The following is a 24,450-nucleotide window of genomic DNA, read 5'->3' as shown; positions in this document are numbered from 1 at the left end:
ATATAAATTATATTGAAGTTCCAAGATAACCGCCGCGTCGCAACGGAGACAAACGTGAGCTGGAAATCCCGCTATTGGGTGTTCTTGATGTTGTTCGCGCTCGCGACCATCAACTACCTGGACCGCGTTGCGCTCTCCATTTCCGCTGGCCGGATATCCACCGATCTCGCGATAACAAAGGTCCAGCTCGGCTATCTGTTTTCATCGTTCTTATGGGGCTATACGCTCTTCCTGATCCCGGTGGGTATGTTGGTGGACAGGTTTGGGTCGCGCTCGGTTGCAGCCGTCAGCATGGCGGTGTGGTCGGCGGCCACGGCACTTACTGGCGCCGCAATGTCCGTGGGCGCCGTGATCACGGCGCGCGTCGTCATGGGCATCGGCGAGTCCAGTTGTTATCCTGCGGCGGGACGCATCATCCGCGAATGGGTGCCGAACAGCGAGCGCGCGACCGCCATGACGATCTTCAACTCGGGCGCGTACTTCGGTCCCGCGCTGGGAGCAGTCGGACTGTCGTGGCTCGTATCAGTAGCAGGGTGGCGCTGGTCGTTTGCAATTTGTGGGCTGGTCGGCTTCGTATGGCTCGCTTTCTGGCTCGTATTTTTCCGGACGCCGGAGAAGGCAAGGTGGCTACCCGAAGCGGAGCGCCGCATCATCGAGCGTGATCGTGAAACGGCCCGGCAAGTACGTGGTAACGCCGCGCCGCCTGTCGGGCTTGCGGGCCTGATACGCAGCAAGACCATGATCGGCCTGATGATCACGCAAGGCTGCAATTCCTACACGCAGTACCTGTTCCTCACGTGGTTGCCGAACTACCTGCAAACCGAGCGCGGCATGACGATGCTTGCCAGCGGCACCGTCATGGCGCTGCCTTATCTCGGCGCGATTGTTGTATCGATTGCACTCGGCGTGCTGAGCGATCGCATGCTGACGGAGCAAGCCGTGGAAGCGGGACGCCGCCGTACGCTGATCGGGATTGTGATGATCGGCGGCGCCTCCATTCTGTTCGTGCCGTGGATATCGAGCGTCTGGATCATCGTTGCGTTGATCACGCTTGCGCTGGGCGGCGTTGCGACCGGTAACGCGCTCAACATCGCGTTACTGGGCGACCTGCTGCCGTCGAAGTCGGACGTAGGACGTGGTACGGGAATGCTGCTCATTGGCGGGAACGTGCTGGGGTTTCTCGCGCCCATCGTGACGGGCTACGTCGTGCAGGCGACGGGACACTTCGCCGCTGCTTTCGTTGCAGCGGGTGTGCTGCTCGTGATCGGTGCGTTGTCTTCGTGGTTCCTGACGCGTTCGCCAATTGGCGCAAGGAAAAACGCGGGCGCGGCGGCAAGCGCCCCGCAGCCCGCTGAGAGTTGATATGAACGAAACTGTTTCCACTATTGCAGGAAAGCCCCTCGCACCGCCGCACGTCAGCATCCGGCCCGAATGGCTGGCGCTGCGCATCGAACCGGTTCTGGAGCCGGCGCTGCCGATCGTCGATGCCCATCATCATATTTGGGAACTGCCTGACAAGGTGTATCGCGTAAACGATCTGCTCGATGACATGAGCGGCGGCCATGACATTCGGGCGACGGTTTTCATCGAGTGCAAGACTCATTACGATGCGGCCGCGCCGGCCGGATTCGAGCCTTTGGGTGAAGTGCGATTTGCATGCGATGAAGCGCGCAAGGCGCAGGCCATGGGCATTCGTACAAAAGTGGCTGCGGCGATAGTCGCGAATACCGACCTGTTGCTGGGCGATGGCGCACGCCCGGTGCTCGAACGAATGCTTAAGATCTCGGGCGAGCGCGTGCGGGGAATTCGCAATATCGCTGTATGGCACGCCGATCCAAGCGTTCGCGCTTCGGCAGCAACGCCCCCGCGAGGCCTGGTGTCAGACATACGCTTCCGGGAAGGCTTCAAACATCTCGCGCCGCTTGGTTTGAGTTTCGATGCGTGGCTGGTTCATACCCAGATAGATGAGCTGTGCGCGCTTGCAGAGGCGTTTCCTGATACCCAGATAGTGCTCAATCACGTCGGTGGCCCGCTTGCTTTGGGGCCGTATCGAGGACATCGTGAGGAGGTCTTCGAAGTGTGGAAGACAGGGGTCACGGCGCTTTCGCGCTTCCACAATGTCAGCATGAAACTGGGCGGTTTCGGCATGCCGTTGTTTGGCTTTGACTTTCAGGAATTGCCTTTGCCGCCAGATTCAGAAGCTATCGCGGCGGCTATCCGGCCCTATGTAGAAACATGCGTTGAATTGTTCGGCGCGACGCGCTGCATGTTCGAGAGCAATTTCCCCGTGGATAAAGGTTGCTTCAGTTACAGCATCTTATGGAATGCTTATAAACGGCTGACCATCGGCATGGCGGATGCTGAAAGGGCGGCGCTCTTTCATGACACTGCAGCGCGGTTTTATCGGATCGGGCCAGCGTAGTGTGATCTGGTCAAGGAGAGAGATATGGACGGTTTGACCAGGCAAGTGGGTGCGTTTGCCGCCGCGCTGCGTCGGGATGACATTCCCAATGCAGCTATTGAAGGCGCGCGAATTGGCATGACCGACTGCGTCGGCGTTTTGCTTGCGGGCGCCGGTGAAGCAGCACCAACGCTTGTCGCCGGCATGCTTGCCGAACTCGATGGACCCCACGCTGCGCCGCAGATCCCCACGGGGCGGCGCCTCTTCGTTGCCGATGCGGCGCTTGCCAACGGCGTAGCCGCGCATGTGCTCGACTATGACGATGTCGCATTGTCGGGCCATCCGAGCGTTGTCTTGACGCCCGCGATACTTGCGCAAGCGTGGACACTCGGCAGCAGCGGCCGCGATCTACTGAGCGCCTACGTTGCGGGATACGAGACCTGGGCGCTTCTCGACGCGCTCGAACCCGGCGCGTTGCACGAAGCTGGGTTTCATCCGACCGCAGTGTACGGCGCGTTGGCGTGCGCGGCGGCGGTGTCGAACTTGCATCGGCTCGACGCCGAAAAAACCGCACATGCGATTGCGATCAGTGCATCCATGGCGGCAGGCACGGTCGCCAACTTCGGTTCAATGACCAAGTCGCTGCAGGTCGGCCGCGCCGCGCAATCGGGCGTGCTCGCGGCCGGACTGGCAAAGGCAGGCTATACGGGTTCGCTTGACGCTCTCGAACATCGTGCCGGTTTCATGGTCGCTCATTCGCCCTCTGGAAGGCCTGATATAGAAACCCGTGATTTCAAGCTCGGCTCACATTGGCGGCTTCCAGAAAGCGGCGTGCATATCAAGCGCTATCCGATTTGTTACGCGACTCACCGCTCTATCGACGCAATGCTGGACCTCGTCGCGTTCGAAACAATCAGCGCGGAAGATGTGGAGGAAGTCCGCGTCCACACCGGCGATACGCAGATGCTGATGCTGCGAAATCATGCGCCGCAAACGGGTCTCGAAGCGAAGTTCAGCATGCAGTTCGCAATGGCTGCGGCATTGATATCGCGTCGCGTTGGACTCGAGGAATTGACCGATGCATTCGTGCAACGCGAGGACGTGCGCCGCCTGATGCCCCGCATTCGATGCACGGCCACAATTGAACGCGTGCAAGGCTGGGATCAACCCTTCGCACCCGCAGATCAAGTGACCGTGGTGCTCAAGTCCGGGCGCGAGTTGCGCTCGCAAGCGGTCGAACGGCCGAAGGGTAGTTGGCAGCGGCGGATGACATGCGATGAACTGCGCGACAAATTCATCGATTGCGCTGTCCGTTCGCTTGATCTGGCACCCGCGGAGAATTTATTCAACCAACTTTGGGCGCTCGACGATCTGTCGACCGTACGCGACTTGCGAATGTTTTCCGGATCGTCACGCGATCTGTCGTGACCGGCTGCGGGTCCTACCCCTCTTTCATTCAATACACCTAGCAATGATGACATCAACCCCTCAAGAGACCGATGACCAGTTCATGGTCTCGTTGCAAAGCCAGGACTTCAGCGAACTGCGGGACGCGGTACGCCGCATCTGCCGCGACTATCCAGGTGAATATTGGCGCAAGCTCGACAACGAAAGCGGATATCCGACCGAATTCGTGCGGGCTTTGAACGAGGCGGGCTTTCTCGGCGCACTCATTCCTGAGGAGTACGGCGGTTCCGGCATGCCTTTGCGTGCCGCTGCGGTGATCCTGGAAGAGATCAATGCGAGCGGCTGCGTGGCGAGCGCGGCGCATGCGCAGATGTACATCATGGGAACGCTGCTTCGTCATGGCAGCGAAGAGCAAAAGCGGCGCTATCTTCCGGACATTGCGTCAGGCGCGCTGCGGTTGCAGGCATTTGGCGTCACCGAACCCACGAGCGGTTCGGACACGACGCAACTCAAAACCCGCGCGGTGCGCAAGGGCGATGTGTACGTGGTCAACGGGCAAAAGGTATGGACGTCTCGTGCGTTGCACTCGGACCTGATGTTGCTGCTGGTTCGCACCACGCCTATTGAAGAATGCAAGAAGAAGACCGACGGACTGTCAACCTTGCTGGTGGACCTGAGAACGGCCAAGGGCAACGGCATCGAGATCCGGCCGATCCCCGCGATGATCAACCACAACACCACGGAAGTGTTCATCGAGAACCTTGAAGTGCCCGTTGAAAATCTGGTGGGCGAGGAGGGCAAGGGATTCCGATACATCCTCGACGGTATGAATGCCGAGCGCATTCTCGTGGCGCAGGAATGTATTGGAGATGGCCGCTGGCTTCTCAAGAAAGCGGTCGATTATGCCAATGAGCGAAAGGTGTTCGGGCGCGCTATCGGACAAAATCAGGGTATTCAGTTTCCGCTGGCGCGCGCGCATATGGAGCTCGAGGCTGCCGATCTTATGTCACGCAAAGCCGCTGCATTGTTCCAAAGCGGCAAATCTTGCGGCGCGGAGGCGAACATGGCAAAGCTGCTTGCGTCCGAAGCAACGTGGCATGCAGCCGATACAGCCTTGCAAACGCATGGTGGTTTCGGCTTCGCTCAGGAATACGACGTGGAACGCAAATGGCGCGAAGTGCGGATTTACCAAACCGCGCCGATTTCGACCAATCTGATTCTGGCATTTCTTGGCGAACATGTGCTGGGACTGCCGCGCTCTTATTGAAGAACGTTTTTAGCGAGCGTATGCATAGCCGGCATACGCTCGCGAGTTTGCAGCTCAAGCCGGCACGAACTTCGCAAGCGAGATGTCGGGAGTGACATCGTCGAACTGTACCTTCATTGGCATGCCCATCTTGGCGCCATCCGGAATGTTGCCCGCGAAATTGCCAGCGATCAATGGACCGTCATCGAGCTGAACAAGGCAGACGTGATACGGCAGATCATCACGAAACGCAGGCCAGTATGCGCGATGGAACGTTACCCACGAAACCAGCGTGCCGCGCCCGCTGACGGGCTCCCAGGTTTGTGCATCGGAAAGACAGGATGGGCAAACCGGCGTTGGCGGAAAATGCCGGTGACCGCAAGCGTTGCATACTTGCACCGATAGCCTGTGAGCGCGCGCATGATCCCAATAGCCTTTGGAATCCTTATCGATAACAGGCAATGGCTTGTCATAGGAAGTCAGCATGGTTACCCCTTCGTGTAGATGATGGAGCGCGTGCATGGCGTAGCAGCAATGTACTGAACGACTTCGCAATCCGGTACCTGACGTGCGCCGCATTCTCCGCGCAACTGCCGCACGGCTTCCACATTCAGCGCCCAGCCCTGCATGTAGGAGTTGGAAAGATGGCCTCCGTCCGTGTTGGTTGGCAGGCGACCGTTAATTCCGAGCGCACCATTCTCGACAAACGCTCCCGCTTCGCCGCGCTCGCAGAAGCCCAGGCCTTCAAGACTGAACAGGACTGTGGGAGTGAAGTTGTCGTAGCACATAAGCGCGTTTATGTCATCGTGCGTGACGCCTGCCATTTCATACGCGTTTGTGCCTGCCTCGCGAACTTCGTCATACCAGAACTCCTGGTCGAAGTTGCCGATCGCGCTTCGTTCGAATGCGTCGCGTGCGCCCACGCCGGAAATCAGCACCGGCGGTTTGTTCAGGTCGGCGGCGCGCTCGCGTGTTGTGAGGATCATGCAAACGGCGCCGTCGTTGACGAGGCAATAGTCCAGCAACCCGAGCGGCTCGACTATTCTGCGCGCGGCGGCGTGATCGTCGAGTGTGATTGGCTTGCGCATCACGGCGTCGGGATTGAGGATGGCGTTGTTGCGAAACGCGACGGACACTTCGCCAAGCTGACGGGTGGTCGTGCCGTACCGCTCCATGTGCATGCGGAACATCAATCCATGCGATGCACCCGGAGACGTGAGCCCCCACGGGTCCCAGAAAGAAGCGGATTCGTCGCCACCGTAATTCATCCGGCGCGACCGGCCAATGTTCGTATAGATCAGCGCGACATAATTTGCGGCGCCCGTTTCCAATGCGAGCATGGCTTCGGCGATCGCCATGCCCGACATCCGGCCGTGACCGGGCAGGGTGATTGTCCAGCGGGGATTCAGGCCCAGGATTTCGCCCATGTGCGCGTAAAACGGCACTCGGCAGCAAAGCAAACCGTCGACGGCGCTTTTTTCAAGCCCGCAATCGTCCAGCGCAAGTTTGAATGCTTGCGCACCCAACGCATAGTCCGTGACATCCGGGAAATCGCCGTATCGCGTATTGCCAACGCCGACCACGGCCACGCGATTGCTCAGGTCCTGCAAGGGATTCATGCCTGTATCTCCGTCGAATGGACCAGCCATCATTTCTATAAATATAAAATGTATTTTATGTGTCGCGCAGTGAGGTGGTCAAGCTGAGAATGTTTGCTGATTGGCTCCAATGCATGCATGTAATATAATTTATAAAAAGTGGCGGACCATGAGAAGGAGCTAGATGGATATGGCATCCACCAGCACTGGCCGGAAAACGTTGACCCGAGTTATTGCGGAGCTGGAAGGCAAGATTCTCGACGCGTCGTGGCGAAAGGAAACGCGGCTTCCTTCGGAGCGGGAACTTGCCGCGTCTCTTGGCGCTTCACGTACAACAGTGCGAGAGGCCATACAGCGTCTGGTTGCGCGAGGGTTGCTCGAAACGCGTCGCGGCAGTGGCTTGCACGTGAGCAGTCATCCGCCCGCACGGCTTTGCGCGCCGTGGCTCCAGTTGATCGCAGAGAATCCGCCAATGCGCGCCGACACGCTCGAGTTCCGGCTCGTATTCGAGTGCGCTGCTTCACGGTTTGCCGCGGAGCGGGCCACGCAAGCCGAGTTGGCCGACATGGATACGATTCTGCTCAAAATGGTCCAGGCGGTTCGCGGCGAGGACGTGCAAGCCGAAGCGCTGGCCGATGCAGAATTTCACACGGCGCTCGCGGGCGCCTCGCATAACCTGACGATGGGTCATTTTCACGCAAGCGTGATTGCGGAATTACGCGAGCACATCACGAGCAACACGTTTGATGCCGCACACATCGACGCAGATGCGAAGCGCCTCTCGTTGATGCGTCTTGACCAGCACCGTGCCATCTACGAAGCCATTCGTGCGCACGCGCCACAAGCAGCGATCGACGCCATGTATGCGCATATCGATTTTGTAGGGAAGCAATTTGCATCCGCGTAGTGGACTATCGAGCGTCAACCATGGCAAGTGACGACGACCCTTAAGACGGCGGTTCACGCGTTTCATTGTATTGCGATACTCTTGTATCGTTTCCTTTCATCGACCTGTGCGAGCCTGTAAACAAGGCTGTAAGCAAGGGTTCGCGCGTCGCCGCAGCACAGAACAAGGACCATCATGTCGACTGCTTCTTCCAGTTCGTCCGCATCTCCAGTCTGGTTTATCACCGGTTGCTCGACCGGTTTCGGCCGCGAAATAGCCTTGGCGGTATTGGCGCGCGGATGGCGCGCAGTCATTACCGCGCGGGACCCGGGCAGCGTCGCCGATCTGGCAAGCTCAAACCCCGAAAACGCGCTCGCGCTCAAACTCGATGTCACGTCTCCAGAGGCCGTAAGTGAAGCGATAGCCGAAGCGAAGGCAAAGTTCGGCCGCATCGACGTGCTTGTGAACAATGCGGGATATGGTTACTTGTCGGCTGTGGAAGAAGGCGAAGACAACGAAGTGCGCGCCATGTTCGAAGTCAACTTCTTCGGCGCGGTCACCGCGATCAAAGCCGTATTGCCCGTAATGCGTGAACAGGGCGCGGGACATATCGTCAATATCACGTCTGTCGGTGGCCTGGTCGGCAATCCCGGCAGCGGTTATTACGCCGCAACCAAGTTCGCGTTGGAAGGCCTTGGCGAAGCGCTCGCTCGCGAGACTGCCGAATTGGGCATCAAGGTCACGACGGTCGAGCCGGGACCATTCCGGACGGACTGGGCGGGGCGGTCATTGAAACAGACCAGCAAGACACTCGATGCCTACGCGTCGATTGCGGGGAGACGCCGCGCGGACGTTGCCGCGAACAGCGGTCGCCAGCCGGGCGACCCGGTGCGAGCGGCACTGGCGATTATCGCCGCGGTCGAGGCAGAGTCTCCGCCTTCGAACCTCGTGCTCGGTCGCCAGGGACTCGGCGTGGTTCGCAAGAAACTTGGCAGGCTGATCAACGATCTGGACACATGGGAAGCGACAACGGTCGGTGCAGATTTTCCTGACTGATCATGTTGTTGGGGCGCGCTTTTGTATCGCACTCAAGCGCGCCATCACTCAAACACCAAGATGTTCGAGCAGTTCGTCTTCGCGTGCAATCACGTCGTCATTTGTCAGGGTCTGGATGATCTTGCCGTCGACCATGAGGTTGTGACGGTCCGCCACGGATATAGCGAATCGCAAGTTCTGCTCTACAAGAAGAACCGTACGGCCATCCGCCTTGAGTTGCAGGATGACGTCGCCAATCCGGTCGACGATGACAGGTGCAAGACCTTCCGTAGGTTCATCTAGAAGAATGAGTTGTGAGCCCATGTGCAAGGGGCGTGCGATGGCAAGCATCTGCTGCTCTCCACCCGAAAGCGTCGACGCCTTCTGGTGACTCCGTTCGCGTAGTACGGGGAACAACTCGTAAATGCGCTCGAGCGGCCATGCTGCCGATCCATGAACCGGGGAGATCACAAGGTTCTCCTGCACGCTCAGCGTCGCGAAGATGCCACGATCTTCGGCAACGTAGCCAATGCCCGAGCGCGCCGTGCGTTCTGGACCGAGCGGCAATACGTCAACGCCCTTGTATTTCACCGTTCCGCTGCGCTGCCGCATGTCGCCGATGATCGACTTCAGTGTCGTAGTCTTGCCCACACCGTTACGGCCGATGAGCGTGACCACTTCACCGGGCTGGACGTCGAAGTCGATGCCGTGCAGCACTTGCGTCTCGCCATACGACGCGTGCAGGTTGCGCACTTCAAGCATGGCCGTGTCCTCCAACTCCGCGTTTGCCGCCGAGATACGCTTCAATCACGCGCGGGTCCGAATGCACTTCATCGTATGAACCTACGGTCAGTACGCTACCTTGTTGCAGCACAATAATCTGTCGCGCGAGGTCGGACACAACGCGCAGATTGTGCTCGACCATGATCACCATGCGGTCATAGGCAATGGTGCGGATCAAGTCGATGATCCTGCCGATGTCCTGCGACGACATGCCCGCCGTCGGTTCATCGAGCAGAAGAACCTGCGGCCGCGTCGCGAGGCTGATGCCGAGTTCCAATGAGCGTTTGAGTCCGTAGGGCAGGGCAGATGCCTGCTGGTCACGCCACGCAGACGCAATACCGACTTGATCCATGATGTCGTCGATCTCTTGGCGATGCACATCGAGACCATGACTGCGCCGCCAGAACTCACATCCGCTGGTTGCTCGCCGCTGCATGGGAAGAAGCAGATTTTCGGCGACGCTCATGTGGCTGAAAATGCTGCTGATCTGGAAGCTGCGCACAATGCCAAGCCGCGACACAGCTTGCGGATTGAGGCGTGAGATGTCCTGATCATGGAACAGCACCTTTCCGGCAGACGGCTTTAGGAAACTGCTGAGCAGGTTAAAGAAGGTCGTCTTGCCCGCACCGTTGGGGCCAATGATGCCGAACACACCCGTTCCGGCAAATCGCAAATCCACGCCCGCAACGGCCACGAAACCATCGAATTCCTTGCGCAGTCCACGCGTCTCGATCACGGGTTCCCGCGTTGCAATGCTCGGAGCCTTTCCAGCTTCGCCCCTTACGTATTCAGCACTCTTTGACATCGCCGAACCTCCGTTGAAACCCTTAAAAATATAAAAAATAAAAATATTTGACAGAGCTAATATACAATGCATTCTCGTGGGGTGGTTGAAGTTACATCAAAAAATTCCGGAGACGCAACCATGAAACACAGAGGCGGATTGCTGCGCGCAGGCTGGCTGCGCAGCGTGTCGGCGAAAGCAATTGCGTGCGCTGCCGCGGTCGCTGCGGCGCTGGGAGGCGCGGCTTCAGCTCATGCACAAATGACGGGAAAGGCGTTCACCATTCTGGTAATCACCGATCTGTCGACGGTCTATTCGGATACGTCAGGCAAGGGGTCGGTGAATGCAGCGAAGATGGCAATCAGCGATTTTGGTGGCAGCGTGAATGGTGTGCCCATCAAGTTGATCGTGCTGGATAACAAGCTAGATGTAGGTATCACAGTCAACAAGACGCGCCAGCTGATCGAGACCCAGGGCGTGAACATGATCACCGATGTGACCGGGTCAGCGGCGGCAATCGAAGTGGCGAAGCTCGCCAAGAAATACAAGGTGACCACCACGTTCGTGAGTCCCGGGACCACCGCTCTGACTAACGAGTTCTGCACCAAATACGCGTGGCACTATGCGTGGGACACGTATGCATTGGCAAACCTTGCGGCCACGAAGGTCACCAAGCTTGGCGCCAAACGCTGGTACTTCATCACAGCCGACTATGCGTTCGGTCACTCCCTGCTCGAACAATTCAGCCGCGCCGCGAAAGCTGCCGGCGGGACGGTGGTCGGCAACGACATGGTGCCGTTTCCAAACGATGACTTTTCGAGCTTCCTCTTGAAGGCCCAGGCTGCGCACGCGGATGCTATCGGCCTGCTGGAATCCGGACAGGACTTGCGTAATGCCGTCAAGCAAGCGGGGGAATTCGGGCTGATGAGCGGGTCGGTGCGTCTGGTCCCCGGACAGATGAATCTGACCGACGTGGCCGCACTCGGTATATCGGCTTGGTCGGGCGCGATTCTCGCGGACCCGTGGTACTGGAACTACGATGACCGCACGCGCGACTGGACAAGCCGATACCGCAAGCTATACGGATCCGCGCCCGGCAGCCTTCATGCCGGCAACTATTCGGCGGTGACACAAGTCCTGAGCACGGTCAAGCGGATTGGTTCAGACGATCCGGACAAGATTGCGGCCGCGCTGGAAGGGACAACGTTCGATGATTTTTTCGCGCGTAACGCCACGTTCAGGAAAGCTGATCATATTGTTGTCCACGATATGTACCTCGAGCAGGTCAAGAAGGCCAATGAGGTCAAGACACCCGATGATGTGTTCACCGTGCTCGCCACGGTCAGCGGCAAGGACGCATTCATGCCCGCTTCGGAAAGTACCTGCAAGCACGACTGGCAATAGACATCGGCGGAGAGCTATCCATGTCGCAATACTATTTGTCGCAGCTGTTCAACGGGCTGGTCAACGGCGGTTTTATCGCGTTGATGAGCCTGGGCCTGAGCGTGATCTTCGGCATGATGCGGGTCGTCAACTTTGCCCACGGCGCGCTTTATATGCTGGGCGCCTTCATTGCATTCAGCGTGGGATCGGATTTCGGCCTCTCGCTTTGGGTCGCGATGCTGGTTGCGCCTATCGTTATTGGCGGCTTCGGGCTGGTGCTTGAAAGATTGTTTCTCCGGCGTCTCTACGGACTCGACCCATCGTATAACTTACTGCTGACGTTCGGGCTCACGCTGATCATCGAAGATTCGATGCGGCACTTCTTCGCCGTACAAGGTGCGCCGTTTCTTGTCCCCAGTGCGCTTGCGGGCGCCATCAACTTGGGGTTTATCGTTTATCCGAAGTATCGGTTTTTCGTACTCGTATTTTCGATGGTGGTCTGCGGCGCCACGTGGCTGCTGCTGGAACGCACGAGGCTCGGCGCGCTGGTGCGCGCAGGAACCGAGCGCCCGGATCTTCTGCGTTGCTTTGGCGTGCGCGTGCCAGTGCTGGTCTCCGGAACGTTCGCGTTTGCGGCGGGCCTCGCTGCTATCGCCGGGGTGCTTGCCGCGCCATTGCGAAACATATCGCCGTTCATGGGCCAGGAGATGATCGCGACTACATTTGCGGTCGTCGTGGCCGGGGGGCTCGGGTCGATCGCCGGTTCGGTTGTCATGGGCTTTGCGGTCGGTGTGCTGTCGGCTGTAGCCGCAATCTGGTATCCACCTGCAGCCAATGCGGCAACTTACATTTTGATGATCGCCGTGTTGATCGTGCGTCCGGGCGGCATATTCCGGGGTATCGACGTTGCGCATTTTCCGCTGCACTACACGCCGATCACGCCTGCGGCGCGAAGGCTCGTGATGGGCTGGAAACTCAAACTGGTTGCACTTGCCGTGGGGATCATATTGCCGTGGTTCGTCTATCCGGTGCTTGCATGTGACATCGTGCTGTGGGGTCTGTGCGCGCTTGGCTTCGATATCCTTTTTGCGTTCGCAGGCCTGCTGTCGTTCGGTCAGGCGGCTTATTGGGGCGGCAGCGCATACATCACCGGCATCATGATCGCCAAGCTGCATTATCCAATGTGGATTGGTTTTATCGCGGGCGTCTCAATCAGCACGATGATCGCGGTTGCTTTCGGTGCGCTGATCTCGCGCAAGCAGGGTATCTATTTTTCAATGGTGACATTCGCGCTCGCCGAGATTGTCTACTTCGTCATCAACCAGACGCCGCAGTACACCGGGGGCGAAGACGGGCTGCATGGCATTGCGCGCGGCTCGTTATTCGGCTTCCCTCTCGAGAACCAGATCATCTACTATTATCTCGCGCTGTTCATCGTCGCACTTGCAATCGGCTTTGTATTCCTCGTGATCCGGTCACCGTTTGGACTCTCGCTCGGCGGTGCGCGCGATAGCGAAAGGCGCATGCTGAGCGTGGGCTACAACGTGCAAGGGCTGCGGCTGCGCGCGTACGCGTTGTCGGCGTTTCTGATCAGCATCGCGGGATCGCTTTTTGCGCTCAACCATGAGTTCGTCAGCCTGGAATCGGTCTACTGGCGTGCGTCCGGCGAGCCCATCATGATGACGCTGCTTGGCGGCGTGGGCACGGTGTTCGGGCCAATGCTCGGCGCGGGTATCGTCGTGTTCCTCAGGGACTTTCTGAGTACGCTCACGGACAGCGGAAGCCTGGTTCTCGGCGTGACGTTCGTGATCGTGGTCATGGTGTTCCGGCGCGGCGTGCTCGGCGAGATTCTTTTCCGTCTGCCATCCATGCAGGACCGCCGTGCTGAACGTGCGCAATCGCGCGCCAGGCAGCCCATGCAAACCAGCGCTGACGATACTGCGATCCACCGGAGTTCCGAACTGTGATTAACGTAGCCCTGCTTGATGACTACCAGAACGTCGCCATGAAAATGGCGGACTGGAACAGCCTCGCGCCGCGCGCGAAAGTGACGGCGTTCCCCGATCATCTCGACGACGTGGATGCGCTCGCTGAGCGTTTGCATGCGTTCGAGGTCATCGTGCTGATGCGCGAGCGAACCCGCGTGTCGCGCGCTTTGATTGAACGGTTGCCGAACCTGAAGCTGCTGATCACGGCGGCAATGTGGAACGCATCGGTCGATATACGTGCCGCCACCGAGCGCGGCATACAAGTCTGCGGCACCGACGACCTTCCGACGCCCGCCGCCGAAATGGCGCTCGGTCTGATGCTTGCCCTTGCCCGCGCCATTCCGCGGGAAGATCGTGCGATCCGCGCCGGTCAGTGGCAAACAACGCTGGGCGTCGGGCTGCACGGCAAGACGCTCGGCGTGATCGGCCTTGGGAATCTCGGGCGTCAAATGGCGGGTTACGGAAATATCCTCGGGATGAAGGTGCTTGCCTGGAGCCAGAACCTCACGAATGAGGCGGCCGCGGCGTCCGGTGCGTTGCGCGTGGAGCTCGACGAGTTGATGGCGCGGTCCGACGTTGTATCGATTCATTCGAAATTGTCGGATCGCACACGAGGCCTGCTTGGCGCGCGCGAACTATCGCTAATGAAGCCGACGGCTTATCTGGTGAACACGGCGCGTGGTCCTATCGTGGATGAAAGCGCGCTCGTCGCGGCCCTTGCGCAAAAGCAGATTGGCGGCGCCGCACTCGATGTGTTCGACATAGAACCCATGCCGGCCAATCATCCGTTTCGGACGCTGGAGAACGTGGTGCTTGCGCCGCACGTTGGCTACGTCACCAAAGAAAACTACGAGCTAATCTATAGTGGCGCGCTGGAAGATATCGTGGCGTTTCTCGATGGAAAAACCGTGCGGCCGCTCAATACTTTATCCTGAGCGGGATCGTACGTGCGGCGGCTCGTCATGCACTAGCTTGCAAAATGAAAGTGCCGCCGGAACTCGCTTCCACTCTTCAAACTTCTATGCCTCTTTCGCCCGCCAGTGAACGCCAGTTGCTCCACACTCGCAAGATAGAAGCCAACGGCTACTCCCGGCCGGGGGGCCTCTACGACCTCGAAGCGCATCTTGTCGATACCAAGACGCACACCAAGGAATCGCCCGCGGGCAATCGCATGGCGGGCGAGCCCATTCACGACATGTGGTTGCGCATCACGGTCGACGAAACGCTGACCATCACTGCCGCTGAAGCCGCGTTCGATGCCGTGCCTTATGTGGGGCACTGCGAGCAAATCGCTCCTGACTATGGACAACTGACAGGCTTGCGCATCGCGCCGGGATTTTCGTCGCAAGTGCGATCCCTGTTCGCAGGCACTCAGGGATGTACCCACGTCACCGACATGATCGGCATCCTCGCGACGCTCGCATTCCAGACGATGGCCAATCGCCGTGCGCGTGAACAGCAGGACGTCAAGCAGCCGTTTCAGTTGAACCGCTGCCACGCGTTATCGACGAGCGGTCCGGTTGTGGCGAAATACTATCCGCGATGGAGCATCAAGGCTGAGTAGCAGAGGCCACAGGAAAAGCTGCGGACAACCAAAAAATCAACTAACGGTCTGACCACGACGTCTCCTTGGAAAACGCCATATTCTTCGGCGCAGGGATATTGTTTTGTCTTGCATGACGCGAGGTTCATCGCAAGGGGAAGGAGCGCGCACCAGCCAAAAAACGCGCATGATCGTCTCATGCGCGCGGCAGATGGCAGTCCTGTTAGGCAGGCTCAGAACCGGTGACGCATGCCCACCGCGACCACCGTTTGATTAACTGTCGATGACGGCGAAAGCGTATTGATCGATGCAACGTTCGCACCGAAGTTGCCGAGTTCACCCGATGCATGCTGATACACGCCTTCGAGATAGACGTCGGTACGCTTGCTCAGCGAGTAGTCGCCTTGTAGCGAGACCGTATGCCATTTTGGATCGCCCGAACCGTTCGAGCCCGAGACCTTGCCGTCAGTGAACGTGTACGCTGCAGCAAGACTCATGGCCGGCGTCAGCGCATAGCGGCCGTTCACTTCGTAGTTGTCCATATGCAGGTTCGTGCCGGCCACACCTGCGAGTGTCGTACCGCCAACATTCACGCCGGTAATGCCATCCAGTTGAGTATGCGTGTACACAAGGCCAACGTTCGCTGGGCCGTAAGCGTAGTTGAGGCCCGCGCCGTAAGTGCGCTGCTGCTGCGCGGCAATGGCTGCGGTGCCGTCGCCTTGAGATACAGCCCCGCCGACGTTGTTGCTACCCGAGTTGTTCAGCTGCAGGTAAGCCGCTGCGACGCTCAACGGACCATTGCCATATGAAGCGCCTGCGCTCCATGCACGGTTGTTCGAGAACTGGCCGGCGTCGTTGCTGAAGCCATACAGGCCGCCGAACTTCACGCCGCCGTAGTTCGCGCTCTGGTACTTCACTGCGTTCTTGACCGAGAACGAGTTGTCGAGGTTGTCGTTATCGAACGGGTGAGCGGCCAGGTTGTTGCCGTAGCCCCCGCCGGCAGCCGACAGAGGCGCCAAATAGTCGACCACCGAGTCGTATTGACGGCCGAGTGTCAGCGTGCCGTACTGGTTGCTCTGCAGACCAACGAAGGCTTGACGATTAAAGACGGTGTTGTTTTCCGTGAATCCGCCGTTGTTCAAGTTGAAGCCGCTTTCCAACGTGAAGATCGCGTGCAGACCGCCGCCGAGGTCTTCGCTGCCGCGCAAGCCAAAATATGTATTCGATACTGAACCGCTACCTTGTTGCCAGCTGCTGTGACCGCCCTCGTTGTTTGCAAAGACGAGGCCGGCGTCGAGTGTGCCGTAGAGCGTGACGCTGCTTTGTGCGTGAGCGGTGATGGCGAAAGCGCCCATGAGGCCCGCTGCGATGACAGTTTTCTTCATGATCTGTAATGCTCCGAAACATTGCGGAAGAATCGTATTCGAGTGATAGCCAATGTTTTATTGACGACTCGCTGCGCAGTGTATTCCGGCATTCCAAATCTTTATCTTTGTCTCAAGCAATAATGCATTCCTGAATTGGGAATAGCGAAAGCATCGACAATTAAGTGCGGGTAAACAAAGAAGAAATCATTCTGCGCATCGTAAGGTTGCACCGGTAAGCGGAGAGAACTGTTGCACTCACACGACGTCGATTGAAAGCCTTTTGCCATAAGGCTCTGCGGGTTTTTTGCGCGAATGAAAATTCGCCAATAAGTTCCCTGTCGATTAACGCAATTCATTCTTCCGGATGCCGAATATGGCTGGCAGCGGGCTTAACTTTTAAAATGAGCTACCCTCTGACAAGGGTGTCTTTTTCATCTTTCTTCACGCGGCTTTCGGGCCGCGTTTTTTTATTTCCGATTATTAAAAACTAGAAAGGACGATGCTAATCACGGCAGTGGCGCCGATCAAAAGTCAGTGAATCAGCGCGAATGAATATCGATTCACAGCCGAAGATATCGCAAAGGCTCAACAATCTCGTACTGGCGTCACGCCTGCACCGCGCTCATAACTGCTTCTGAACCGAGTAGCGTGATCACTCTTTCATGTTGTACGCCAGCACTTGCAATCTCGTCTCAGTGCTCACCCGCTATGGTCCGAGTCAGGAAATGAGTGGCGCCCATCCATGCCTTGATCGTGCCAAACGGGTGCTCGACAGTCTGGTCAATCAGGCGATCGCGGTACGGGCGTTCAACCTATAGGGGACGATGTTGCGGACGGGGCAGCGCCGTTTTCAGGCGTCTTCGTAAACCTCGCTACTGGGAGAACGAATCCGATCCTGTTTGACCCCGCTGCGTGGACGCGTTTTGGCTACACGTACGCGGCTTCCAAAGTAAGGAAGAGAACTCGAAAACAACTCGTGTCGGACATCTCCTTCTGATTCATCTAGATCTTTTTAAGCGCGCGCGGATTACCCCTTGGACAGCGGCTCATATGCCTGTTCCGGGATTTCCGCGAATCGGAAGGAATGCACCTGGGCACTCAGCCCGTAGAATTTTTGAAAACTCATGATTAACGGCGATCAGTTGTCCGGATCGAGAACCATTGACTGGGAGATGTATCGGCCGAGTTGGCGACTTAGTTTCGCAAGCCGCACGAGCGCAGGTGACCCCGCACAATTGGCCCCGTTCACGGTCGCTACATCGATGCCAGCCGAAACAAGGGAAAAGATTGCTGTTTCTGTTGTTACTTTCGGTATTACGTTAAGAACGAATCCTGCGGTTCGGCAATTCCGATCAGATATCGGGTGTCCCGTTCAGCAGATAGACGAACCCACCACCGAGGCGGCCGTCGACAAGTGCGGCGATATGGGTCGGCGTATTCAAGGGAAGGAGTTCGAGAGTCACGCCGCGCCCTTCTTGTTCGAAGCGCTTGGGGATTCGCTATGGATCCATGAAACCTTGATACCTTCATTATGCGCTGACGTTCCCGACGTCGAAGGCGGCCTCGGAGGTCAGGCTCCGCAATCGATCGGATTCGAGAATACTGGTAGCACCGCCCAGACAGATCCAATGTCTGTTGCCAGCGGGCTCTGAGTCCATCTCGCGGATCCAGTTTGTCCCGCATGTACAACAGCGGTACCAACTAATGAGAACAGGTCGGCGCAGCATCGGTCGCAGCTTCCGGGGGTACCGACGGGCGCAAGCGCGGAGTGGGGCGGGGCAGATCCTTCCTGTGTAAGTAGTTGCTCGCACGAATTGCAGTGCATTGTCACCAATGTGACGAAAAGGTGACAGTTTTAACATGCACGATACGGGGTGGCTTTGCGGTCTGCATGATTCATCGGGCAACACACAGGGCACGCCTGGAAGCAATAAGCGCTGCTAATTGCGTAGGATCGTGACCGTCGGACTGCCTTTTATCTCTTCAAAGCGGTCTGCGATCTGTTCAAGTGCTTTGATGTCATCGGGTAAGCGGGCAGTGGACAGGCGGAGGAATTCACCCGTCTTTTGACCTACATGGCAGCGGCTTCCACTTCCAACCGAAATTCCATGTGCGGCCAGTGAGACGATTGCTGCTTCCTCGTGAGCCACCGATACCCATAGGTTGAGACCGTCGTTACCTTGCACAGTCAGTTCTCGTGCCCGCAACAGCATGAGAAGGTTCTGGCGGCGCACGGCGTAACGTTGCTGGGCGTTGGCGACGGCCTTACCAGTTCGCTCGTCGCGCAGTAGCCATGCGAGCGCGCCCTGGAGAATCCTGCTGTTCATCGCGGCGCCGAAGCTGCGCAGACGTCGTACCCGATCCACGAGTCTGGACGAACCGCCGATCACGCAGGTGCGAAGATCAATTCCGTATGTGTTGCAATACCCACGCACCAACAGTGTCCGGCCTTGAAGAAGCGCCCCCATGCTTGGTGCCGTGGCCAAAGAAATCATACCGATAAAATCGTCTTCGACGATCTGTGTGTTCGGGCTCCGCTTCAATTCCTGAGCCAATTCACTCAATCGCGCCGCGTTGACCGCGTGGCCAAGCGGCACCTGTGCGCGCGGCTGATAGACGAATGCCGCCGGTTGCCGCGTCAGGGCTTCGCGCAGTGACTCGGGCGTGGGGCCGCTTTCGTCACATTCAACGGCAATTAGCTCAAGCCCGAGAGTCGCGCAGATGTCCAGCAGCCGGGGGCTGGTCGGCGACTCGATGGCGACGACGCTTCGTTCGCCGGCCGCAGCCTGGATCGCGAGCAGCGTGCCTTCGGTGCCGCTTCCCGCGGTGCTCCATGCTTCTGGCTGAAACGGCCAGGTCGGGCTCACCGCGGCCACCAGGCTCGGGATCGCGTGTTCCTTCGACGCCCGATGAATCGAGGATTCCTGCAGCCCGGCCAGTAACGCCTGACCGAGATCGGGCAGTAGCGAGTAATCGATGAGCCCCTGCGCCAGATCCCACGATTGTTCGTCGCGTACCCCCGAGCGCAGAGCGACCCGAGCGCCGATGTCCGTCACAACCGTCCCACCGCGTCGGCGCGTTTCGATCAGGCCGAGCTCACGCAGCCGGGACCAGGCGCCCGCGACCGTCGCCGGGCTGACGCCTAGAAGGGAGCCCAGTATACGCACTGTCGGCAGGCGTGCGCCGGTCTGCAGCCGTCCAGACTGGATCAGATCCCGGATGCTGTTGACCAGATTGCCGCCGCCGTCAGTCTGAACATAACGGGCCAACCAGTCAGCCTCAGCCAGTTGGCCGGTGTCGCAATCCAGGTTCTCAAGCGCGCTTTTTGTCGCGGTCATTCAATCAATCCATTGTCGTGGCCAAATCTTGATGCCGGTCGGAAGGCCCGCTGGACGGGGTCTGCCCATTGCTGAGACGGCCCCGGGAACGGCAGTCTACCGCGAGTCTCGTCCTATAGGTCAGGTTACGACGTTCCATTGTGTGGGTAGTACCGGAGCAGGTGAACATATTTTTATGAGATAAACATATCTGAATATGTTACTGGAAGAAACGGACGTGGTCGTATCTAATTTCATCACGGAAAACCCTCTTTGATCTTGGAAGGATGTCTACTCATGAGCGAGCAACGCAGTGCAACGACAACCACCATCGGTGTCATGGGACGCTATCTGGTAGAGAGTCGCGGCAACCTCTTCGCGTCGGATTCTCCGTCGGCGCGCGATGGCGACACGGTCGCGACAGAACCCTCAGAACTGCTGTTATCGGCGCTGGGCGTGTGCGCGCTCGGAAGCGTTGAGAAGGCCGCCCGCGAATTGAATCTCACGGTGAAGCACGCCACGGCGGCCGTCGACTCAGTGCGCGACGCGGAAGACCGGACCCGCTTTGAGCGCGTGCATATCGATGTCGCGGTATATGGCGTTACGCAGGTTGAGGCACAGCAACTGATCGACCACTTCACCAGTGGCTGCGTGATCTACAACACAGTTCGGCGCGGCGGCCCGATTTCGGTCGCGGTCCGGGCATACCCGTAACCCCTCTGCGGCCTCGCAGCCCGACCTGACCTGAAGCAATCATGGCACGCAAACCGTTTCACCTCGCATGGTTCATCTCCCGCGGCTACGGCCCGAAAGCATGGCGGCTGCCGTGGGGCGGCCCGAACCCGAAGGGATGGACTTCGCCCGACCTGTTCGTCGATCTTTCGCGCGCGCTGGAGCGCGCCGCATTCGACTACGTAATGATCGAGGATTCATCGAACATCCCTTACACGTACGGCAATTCGCACGATACCTATCTACGCTATGCGGTCGATTCGCCGAAGCTCGATCCGGCCGTGCTCGCCTCGTTCCTGATTCAGGCGACGCGCCGCCTCGGCGTCGTGACGACGCTTTCGACCACTGAATATCACCCGTTTCAACTCGCGCGCCTGACGAACACGTTGGACCACGTGAGCCTTGGCCGCGCTGGGTGGAATCTCGTGACTGGTAGCAACGATGGGGGTGCTCAGAATTTCGGGCTCGAGCGCCAGTATCCGCACGATGAGCGCTACGAGATGGCGGACGAATACGCCGATCTCGTCACACGGCTATGGGAGTCGTGGGATGAGGACGCCGTCGTGATGGACCAGGAAAACGAGATCTTCGCGGATTCGTCGAAAGTTCGGCCGGTGTACTTCGAGGGTAAATATTTTCGCTCCCGAGGACCGCTCGGTGCGCCCCGCTCGCCGCAGGGGCGACCGGTGATCTGCCAGGCGGGTGGTTCCCCCCGTGGCCGCCAGTTCGCAGCCCGCTGGGCCGAAACAGTCATCGGCACCGCGCGCAGCGTGGCCTCAATGAAGGCGTTTCGCGAGGACATCCGGGCAAAGGCACGCGAGGCGGGGCGCGACCCGGACGGCATCAAGGTGTTGTTCCTGATCACGCCGATCGTCGACGAGTCGCGAGAGAGCGCCGAGCTGCGCCGGCGCGCGCAGCTCGAGGACACTGAGCGGCATCTGGACGCGCATCTCGCGTCGCTGTCGCGCACGAGCGGGATCGACTTCTCGAAGTTCGACCTGGATGAGCCGTTGCCGGAGCTAAAGTCGAACGGCCACCAGACACTCGTCGCGCAGTACACGGGCCGTACGCTGCGCGAGATTAGCGGCAGCGGCAAGATGCTCTCGGATGTCAATCTGGTTGGTACCGCGTCGGACGTGGCCGCGCGGCTGTCGGAAATCGTCGATGAAGTCGGCGGTGACGGCTTCCTCCTGATGGACCCGGACCTGACGCGGCGCTACATCGCCGAGATCACCGATGGCCTCGTGCCCGCGTTGCAGCGTCTTGGCGTGGTGCGCACGCGTTACGAGCACAAGCGTTTCAGGGAAAACCTGATGGCTTTCTAGTGCAGGCGTTTCGCACGTTGCTGGTGGACTTGGTGATCTGCAAAACTCATATTCCATTAACAGATTAGTAATCCATATAAAAATATGTACGCGAACCAGTCCGTTCAAAAAATTTCCCCATCATCACAGGCCTCGATTACACGAGAGGCTTGGGGCGTACTGGCAATCGTCACGACATTCTGGATTGCGGACGGCTACGACACCTTCGTGTTGCTCGTGACGGGGCGGCCCGCGCTGGCGGAATTGCTGCGCCCAGAGGTGGGCCATGCATTTGCGAGATATCTCGGATACCTGGTGACAATCACGTTGGCGGGCTGGGCAACGGGCGGCGTGCTTGGCGGCGTGATGGGCGACCGGATCGGCCGCCGGAGGACGATGATTCTCGGCGTCGCGCTCTACAGCATAGCGACCACCGCATCGGCTTTGGCTTCGTCATGGGAATGGCTGGCGCTTGCGCGTTTCTTCACGGGTGTGGGCATCGGGGCGGAATGGGGCGTCGGCACCTCGCTGCTGCAGGAAGTGTGGCCGGAGAAGTGGCGTACGCGCGGAGCAGGGCTGTTGCAGGCAGGTTTTTCGGTCGGTGGATTGCTGGTATCCGGCTTGTGGGTGCTGATCGGTTCGACGCTCGGGTTGTCGTGGCGCTGGATGTACCTCTTCGGAGTTGTGCCGCTTGTGATAATCCTCGCTGTGTACCGGCACATTCCCGAGTCGACCCGATGGACCAAGGCTCAGCACGACGCGAAACCGTTCGCGCTCTTTGCCACGCCCGCGGTCCGCAGGCATCTGGCCGCCGCGCTCGCGGTATCCATATCGATTACGGGCGGCTGGTGGGCGGTAACGTCCTTTCTGCCGACCTTCGTCGGCAGCCTCGCACACGATCCGCGCACCGCAGCTTCGCTAGCAGGTTGGGCGGGTGCGTTGTACAACCTCGGCGAGATCGTCGGCTGCATTGCGATGGGCTTTCTGGCGGAGAGCTGGGGACGCCGACCGACAACGATTGTCTACCTGCTCGGATCGCTGCTGATCGTGCCGGTGGTGTTCGCCGGTCTCGGGTCCGCGCAGGTTGTGACGCTCGCGCAACTGGTCGCGGGCTTCTTCACAGGTGGCCTGTATAGCTGGTATGCAATCCACACGCCGGAACTGTTCCCGACGCGGATCCGCGCCACGGCTATTAGCATTGTGTTCTCCGGTGCTCGCTATCTGGCGATGGCAGGTGCCATCACCGCCGGCACACTCGCCGCGGTGCTCGGTGGCTTCGGCAAGGTCGCCGTCTGGTTTGCTCCGATCTACCTGCTCGGGGTCGTCGCAATGCTATTTCTGCCGGAAACTCGCGGCCGTGGCCTGCCGGACTGACCGACATCCGCAAATCCTTTTCTTCCTGTGGTCCAAGAGTCATGTCAACAGAACCCGCAACACAATCAACACCCCGCGCGCCAGCGCTACAAGGCCCGCTCGATTTTCCGGACAGCCCTCTGTCGAAGGCCGGCCGTGAGCCGCTGATGCTCGGCCTGTTCCTGCCGACGCAGACCGGCGGTTTTTCCCAATCGACCTATCCGCGCGGTACGGACTGGGCTTTCGACTACAACCGTGCCTTGGTGCTGAAAGCGGAATCGCACGGTTTTGACTTCGTGTTCGGCCTGCAGCAATGGGTGCCCAAGGGCGGTTTCGGTGGCGCCTCACATTACCGGGAAAACTTCCTTGATCCTTTCATGTCGACCGTCGCGTTGAGTGCGTTGACTACGCGCATTATCACGATCTCGACAGTACACATCCTATATGGCAGCTGGCATCCGCTACATCTCGCGCGCTTCGCAGCGACCGCCGATCATATTTCAGGCGGCAAGTTCGGGCTGAATATCGTGACAGGTTACGATGCGGCCGAACCGCTGATGTTTGGGATGAAGCGGATCGCGCATGACGAGCGCTATGAGCGTGCGGACGAGTTCGCATCGGTGATGGAGACCTTGTGGGAGGGCAGCGAAAACGTCACCCATGAAGGTCGCTTCTATCAGCTCGAAAACGCGTATGTGTCGCCGCGGCCGCGCTACGGCCGCCCGATCATGGTGTCAGCGAGCGCGTCCCAGGCCGGTTTCGAGTACGCAGCTCGGCATTCGGACGTGGTGTTCACGTCGAGTCCGGCCGGGGCGGTGTTCGAGCGTGCGATCGAGGCGCTGCCAGAGCATGTGAAGCGGATTCGCGCACCGTATGCAGACACGGGGCGCTCGCCAAAAGTGATCATTTTCCCCCTCGTCATTTGCAAGCCGACGCGGCAAGAGGCGTTCGCGTATCGCGACGCGATCCTGGCGCAGGCAGACTACGAGTCGGTCAGGGCGTACACCGCGCGTCACTCGGGCGGCGATGCGCAGGGATGGAAGGAACACGTGCCGGCCGACCGGATTCTCGGCGGTCACATCCAGATTGTCGGCGACCCCGACGACGTGGCCGACGCGCTGCAGAAACTGCATGAAGCGGGCATCGACGGCGCGCAGATCGGCTTCTATGATTATGCGCCCGAACTGGATTTCTTTGCTGCGAACGTGCTGCCGTTGCTCCGAGCGCGAGGACTGAGGCTCGAGCACGAGTAGGAATCCGGAACCACGGCGCGGACCGGCTTATCTAGAAGCCGGTCACGTCTTTTTACATATTAAATAAATA

The 24,450-nt window shown here is 59.0% G+C and carries 21 protein-coding genes and 1 pseudogene; 15 read left to right on the top strand and 7 right to left on the bottom strand.

Annotated features, from left to right (window positions below):
- Window positions 1-54: 54 nt before the first annotated feature.
- From ACRWA7_RS29405 to ACRWA7_RS29390, 4 genes are read left to right on the top strand one after another with little or no spacing between them, the layout of a single operon-like run.
- Window positions 55-1,362 (top strand): MFS transporter, encoded by a 1,308-nt coding sequence (locus ACRWA7_RS29405; RefSeq protein ID WP_438394018.1) that lies wholly within the window; start codon window positions 55-57, stop codon window positions 1,360-1,362.
- A 1-nt stretch (window position 1,363) separates the two neighbouring features.
- Window positions 1,364-2,422, top strand: a complete 1,059-nt coding sequence (locus ACRWA7_RS29400; protein ID WP_438394016.1) for an amidohydrolase family protein — start codon at window positions 1,364-1,366, stop codon at window positions 2,420-2,422.
- A gap of 24 nt (window positions 2,423-2,446) precedes the next feature.
- A complete protein-coding gene (locus tag ACRWA7_RS29395) occupies window positions 2,447-3,829 on the top strand; it encodes an MmgE/PrpD family protein (protein WP_438394014.1) in 1,383 nt (460 codons plus the stop codon).
- Between the two features lie 46 nt (window positions 3,830-3,875).
- Window positions 3,876-5,075, top strand: coding sequence for an acyl-CoA dehydrogenase family protein (locus tag ACRWA7_RS29390; RefSeq protein WP_438396825.1), 1,200 nt, complete (start codon window positions 3,876-3,878; stop codon window positions 5,073-5,075).
- 54 nt (window positions 5,076-5,129) lie between these two features.
- Here the strand turns inward: ACRWA7_RS29390 and ACRWA7_RS29385 are convergent, their stop codons facing one another.
- The gene (locus tag ACRWA7_RS29385; RefSeq protein ID WP_438394011.1) at window positions 5,130-5,540 is read right to left on the bottom strand and encodes a Zn-ribbon domain-containing OB-fold protein; all 411 of its coding nucleotides are present in this window, start codon (window positions 5,538-5,540) and stop codon (window positions 5,130-5,132) included.
- Window positions 5,541-5,542: 2 nt separating this feature from the next.
- A complete protein-coding gene (locus tag ACRWA7_RS29380; protein WP_438394010.1) occupies window positions 5,543-6,673 on the bottom strand; it encodes a thiolase family protein in 1,131 nt (376 codons plus the stop codon).
- A gap of 169 nt (window positions 6,674-6,842) precedes the next feature.
- Between ACRWA7_RS29380 and ACRWA7_RS29375 the strand changes: the two genes are divergently transcribed.
- Both ACRWA7_RS29375 and ACRWA7_RS29370 read left to right on the top strand, forming a co-directional pair.
- A complete protein-coding gene (locus ACRWA7_RS29375) occupies window positions 6,843-7,559 on the top strand; it encodes a FadR/GntR family transcriptional regulator (protein ID WP_438394008.1) in 717 nt (238 codons plus the stop codon).
- A gap of 174 nt (window positions 7,560-7,733) precedes the next feature.
- Window positions 7,734-8,594, top strand: a complete 861-nt coding sequence (locus ACRWA7_RS29370; protein WP_438394006.1) for an oxidoreductase — start codon at window positions 7,734-7,736, stop codon at window positions 8,592-8,594.
- 48 nt (window positions 8,595-8,642) lie between these two features.
- Here the strand turns inward: ACRWA7_RS29370 and ACRWA7_RS29365 are convergent, their stop codons facing one another.
- Together ACRWA7_RS29365 and ACRWA7_RS29360 are read right to left on the bottom strand one after the other, a co-directional pair.
- Window positions 8,643-9,335 carry an ABC transporter ATP-binding protein gene (locus ACRWA7_RS29365; RefSeq protein ID WP_438394004.1) on the bottom strand — a complete coding sequence of 231 codons (693 nt, stop codon included), beginning with the start codon at window positions 9,333-9,335 and terminating at the stop codon, window positions 8,643-8,645.
- On the bottom strand, window positions 9,328-10,161 hold the full coding sequence (locus ACRWA7_RS29360) for an ABC transporter ATP-binding protein (protein ID WP_438394002.1): 834 nt from the start codon (window positions 10,159-10,161) through the stop codon (window positions 9,328-9,330). The genes ACRWA7_RS29365 and ACRWA7_RS29360 overlap by 8 nt, the downstream gene beginning before the upstream one ends.
- Window positions 10,162-10,281: 120 nt before the next feature.
- Here ACRWA7_RS29360 and ACRWA7_RS29355 point away from each other — a divergent pair, with 120 nt between their 5' ends.
- From ACRWA7_RS29355 to ACRWA7_RS29340, 4 genes are all read left to right on the top strand, one after another.
- On the top strand, window positions 10,282-11,544 hold the full coding sequence (locus tag ACRWA7_RS29355) for an ABC transporter substrate-binding protein (RefSeq protein ID WP_438393999.1): 1,263 nt from the start codon (window positions 10,282-10,284) through the stop codon (window positions 11,542-11,544).
- A gap of 20 nt (window positions 11,545-11,564) precedes the next feature.
- Window positions 11,565-13,490, top strand: a complete 1,926-nt coding sequence (locus ACRWA7_RS29350) for an ABC transporter permease (RefSeq protein WP_438393997.1) — start codon at window positions 11,565-11,567, stop codon at window positions 13,488-13,490.
- Complete coding sequence (locus ACRWA7_RS29345; RefSeq protein ID WP_438393994.1) at window positions 13,487-14,446, top strand: D-2-hydroxyacid dehydrogenase family protein; 960 nt, start codon at window positions 13,487-13,489, stop codon at window positions 14,444-14,446. Before ACRWA7_RS29350 ends, ACRWA7_RS29345 begins: the two co-directional genes overlap by 4 nt.
- Before the next feature lie 86 nt (window positions 14,447-14,532).
- Window positions 14,533-15,075 (top strand): DUF2889 domain-containing protein, encoded by a 543-nt coding sequence (locus ACRWA7_RS29340; protein WP_438393991.1) that lies wholly within the window; start codon window positions 14,533-14,535, stop codon window positions 15,073-15,075.
- Window positions 15,076-15,287: 212 nt separating this feature from the next.
- On the opposite strand, the gene ACRWA7_RS29335 is transcribed toward ACRWA7_RS29340, so the two are convergent.
- A complete protein-coding gene (locus ACRWA7_RS29335; protein WP_438393989.1) occupies window positions 15,288-16,439 on the bottom strand; it encodes a porin in 1,152 nt (383 codons plus the stop codon).
- Between the two features lie 587 nt (window positions 16,440-17,026).
- Window positions 17,027-17,200, bottom strand: a pseudogene (locus ACRWA7_RS29330) (IS5/IS1182 family transposase); the annotation flags it as partial.
- A gap of 345 nt (window positions 17,201-17,545) precedes the next feature.
- On the opposite strand from ACRWA7_RS29330, the gene ACRWA7_RS29325 reads away from it, so the two are divergent.
- A complete protein-coding gene (locus tag ACRWA7_RS29325) occupies window positions 17,546-18,073 on the top strand; it encodes a hypothetical protein (RefSeq protein WP_438393987.1) in 528 nt (175 codons plus the stop codon).
- Window positions 18,074-18,361: 288 nt separating this feature from the next.
- On the opposite strand, the gene ACRWA7_RS29320 is transcribed toward ACRWA7_RS29325, so the two are convergent.
- On the bottom strand, window positions 18,362-19,759 hold the full coding sequence (locus ACRWA7_RS29320; RefSeq protein ID WP_438393985.1) for an aminotransferase class I/II-fold pyridoxal phosphate-dependent enzyme: 1,398 nt from the start codon (window positions 19,757-19,759) through the stop codon (window positions 18,362-18,364).
- A gap of 276 nt (window positions 19,760-20,035) precedes the next feature.
- Here ACRWA7_RS29320 and ACRWA7_RS29315 point away from each other — a divergent pair, with 276 nt between their 5' ends.
- The 4 genes from ACRWA7_RS29315 to ACRWA7_RS29300 all read left to right on the top strand — a co-directional run bounded on the left by ACRWA7_RS29315 (window position 20,036) and on the right by ACRWA7_RS29300 (window position 24,380).
- Window positions 20,036-20,452 (top strand): OsmC family protein, encoded by a 417-nt coding sequence (locus ACRWA7_RS29315; RefSeq protein WP_438393982.1) that lies wholly within the window; start codon window positions 20,036-20,038, stop codon window positions 20,450-20,452.
- Window positions 20,453-20,493: 41 nt separating this feature from the next.
- Window positions 20,494-21,795 carry an NtaA/DmoA family FMN-dependent monooxygenase gene (locus ACRWA7_RS29310; RefSeq protein WP_438393980.1) on the top strand — a complete coding sequence of 434 codons (1,302 nt, stop codon included), beginning with the start codon at window positions 20,494-20,496 and terminating at the stop codon, window positions 21,793-21,795.
- 207 nt (window positions 21,796-22,002) lie between these two features.
- The gene (locus tag ACRWA7_RS29305; RefSeq protein ID WP_438393979.1) at window positions 22,003-23,148 is read left to right on the top strand and encodes an MFS transporter; all 1,146 of its coding nucleotides are present in this window, start codon (window positions 22,003-22,005) and stop codon (window positions 23,146-23,148) included.
- 41 nt (window positions 23,149-23,189) lie between these two features.
- Window positions 23,190-24,380: an LLM class flavin-dependent oxidoreductase gene (locus ACRWA7_RS29300; protein WP_438393976.1), complete on the top strand. Its 1,191-nt coding sequence runs from the start codon at window positions 23,190-23,192 to the stop codon at window positions 24,378-24,380.
- The last annotated feature ends 70 nt before the right edge of the window (window positions 24,381-24,450 follow it).

The sequence above is a fragment of the Caballeronia sp. DA-9 genome, from assembly GCF_051615025.1.
GTDB classification, from domain to species: Bacteria; Pseudomonadota; Gammaproteobacteria; order Burkholderiales; family Burkholderiaceae; genus Caballeronia; species Caballeronia sordidicola.
Note: the sequence above shows the minus strand (reverse complement) of the source record. Positions and strands in the feature narration are given on the sequence as shown.

What these genes read in the sequence shown, in the direction of transcription:
- ACRWA7_RS29400 (WP_438394016.1), top strand. Translation starts at nt 1,364, where the DNA reads ATGAACGAAACTGTTTCCACTATTGCAGGAAAGCCCCTCGCACCGCCG.
- ACRWA7_RS29395 (WP_438394014.1), top strand. Translation starts at nt 2,447, where the DNA reads ATGGACGGTTTGACCAGGCAAGTGGGTGCGTTTGCCGCCGCGCTGCGT.
- ACRWA7_RS29390 (WP_438396825.1), top strand. Translation starts at nt 3,876, where the DNA reads ATGACATCAACCCCTCAAGAGACCGATGACCAGTTCATGGTCTCGTTG.
- ACRWA7_RS29385 (WP_438394011.1), bottom strand. Translation starts at nt 5,540, where the DNA reads ATGCTGACTTCCTATGACAAGCCATTGCCTGTTATCGATAAGGATTCC.
- ACRWA7_RS29380 (WP_438394010.1), bottom strand. Translation starts at nt 6,673, where the DNA reads ATGAATCCCTTGCAGGACCTGAGCAATCGCGTGGCCGTGGTCGGCGTT.
- ACRWA7_RS29375 (WP_438394008.1), top strand. Translation starts at nt 6,843, where the DNA reads ATGGCATCCACCAGCACTGGCCGGAAAACGTTGACCCGAGTTATTGCG.
- ACRWA7_RS29370 (WP_438394006.1), top strand. Translation starts at nt 7,734, where the DNA reads ATGTCGACTGCTTCTTCCAGTTCGTCCGCATCTCCAGTCTGGTTTATC.
- ACRWA7_RS29365 (WP_438394004.1), bottom strand. Translation starts at nt 9,335, where the DNA reads ATGCTTGAAGTGCGCAACCTGCACGCGTCGTATGGCGAGACGCAAGTG.
- ACRWA7_RS29360 (WP_438394002.1), bottom strand. Translation starts at nt 10,161, where the DNA reads ATGTCAAAGAGTGCTGAATACGTAAGGGGCGAAGCTGGAAAGGCTCCG.
- ACRWA7_RS29355 (WP_438393999.1), top strand. Translation starts at nt 10,282, where the DNA reads ATGAAACACAGAGGCGGATTGCTGCGCGCAGGCTGGCTGCGCAGCGTG.
- ACRWA7_RS29350 (WP_438393997.1), top strand. Translation starts at nt 11,565, where the DNA reads ATGTCGCAATACTATTTGTCGCAGCTGTTCAACGGGCTGGTCAACGGC.
- ACRWA7_RS29340 (WP_438393991.1), top strand. Translation starts at nt 14,533, where the DNA reads ATGCCTCTTTCGCCCGCCAGTGAACGCCAGTTGCTCCACACTCGCAAG.
- ACRWA7_RS29335 (WP_438393989.1), bottom strand. Translation starts at nt 16,439, where the DNA reads ATGAAGAAAACTGTCATCGCAGCGGGCCTCATGGGCGCTTTCGCCATC.
- ACRWA7_RS29325 (WP_438393987.1), top strand. Translation starts at nt 17,546, where the DNA reads ATGATTAACGGCGATCAGTTGTCCGGATCGAGAACCATTGACTGGGAG.
- ACRWA7_RS29320 (WP_438393985.1), bottom strand. Translation starts at nt 19,759, where the DNA reads ATGACCGCGACAAAAAGCGCGCTTGAGAACCTGGATTGCGACACCGGC.
- ACRWA7_RS29315 (WP_438393982.1), top strand. Translation starts at nt 20,036, where the DNA reads ATGAGCGAGCAACGCAGTGCAACGACAACCACCATCGGTGTCATGGGA.
- ACRWA7_RS29310 (WP_438393980.1), top strand. Translation starts at nt 20,494, where the DNA reads ATGGCACGCAAACCGTTTCACCTCGCATGGTTCATCTCCCGCGGCTAC.
- ACRWA7_RS29300 (WP_438393976.1), top strand. Translation starts at nt 23,190, where the DNA reads ATGTCAACAGAACCCGCAACACAATCAACACCCCGCGCGCCAGCGCTA.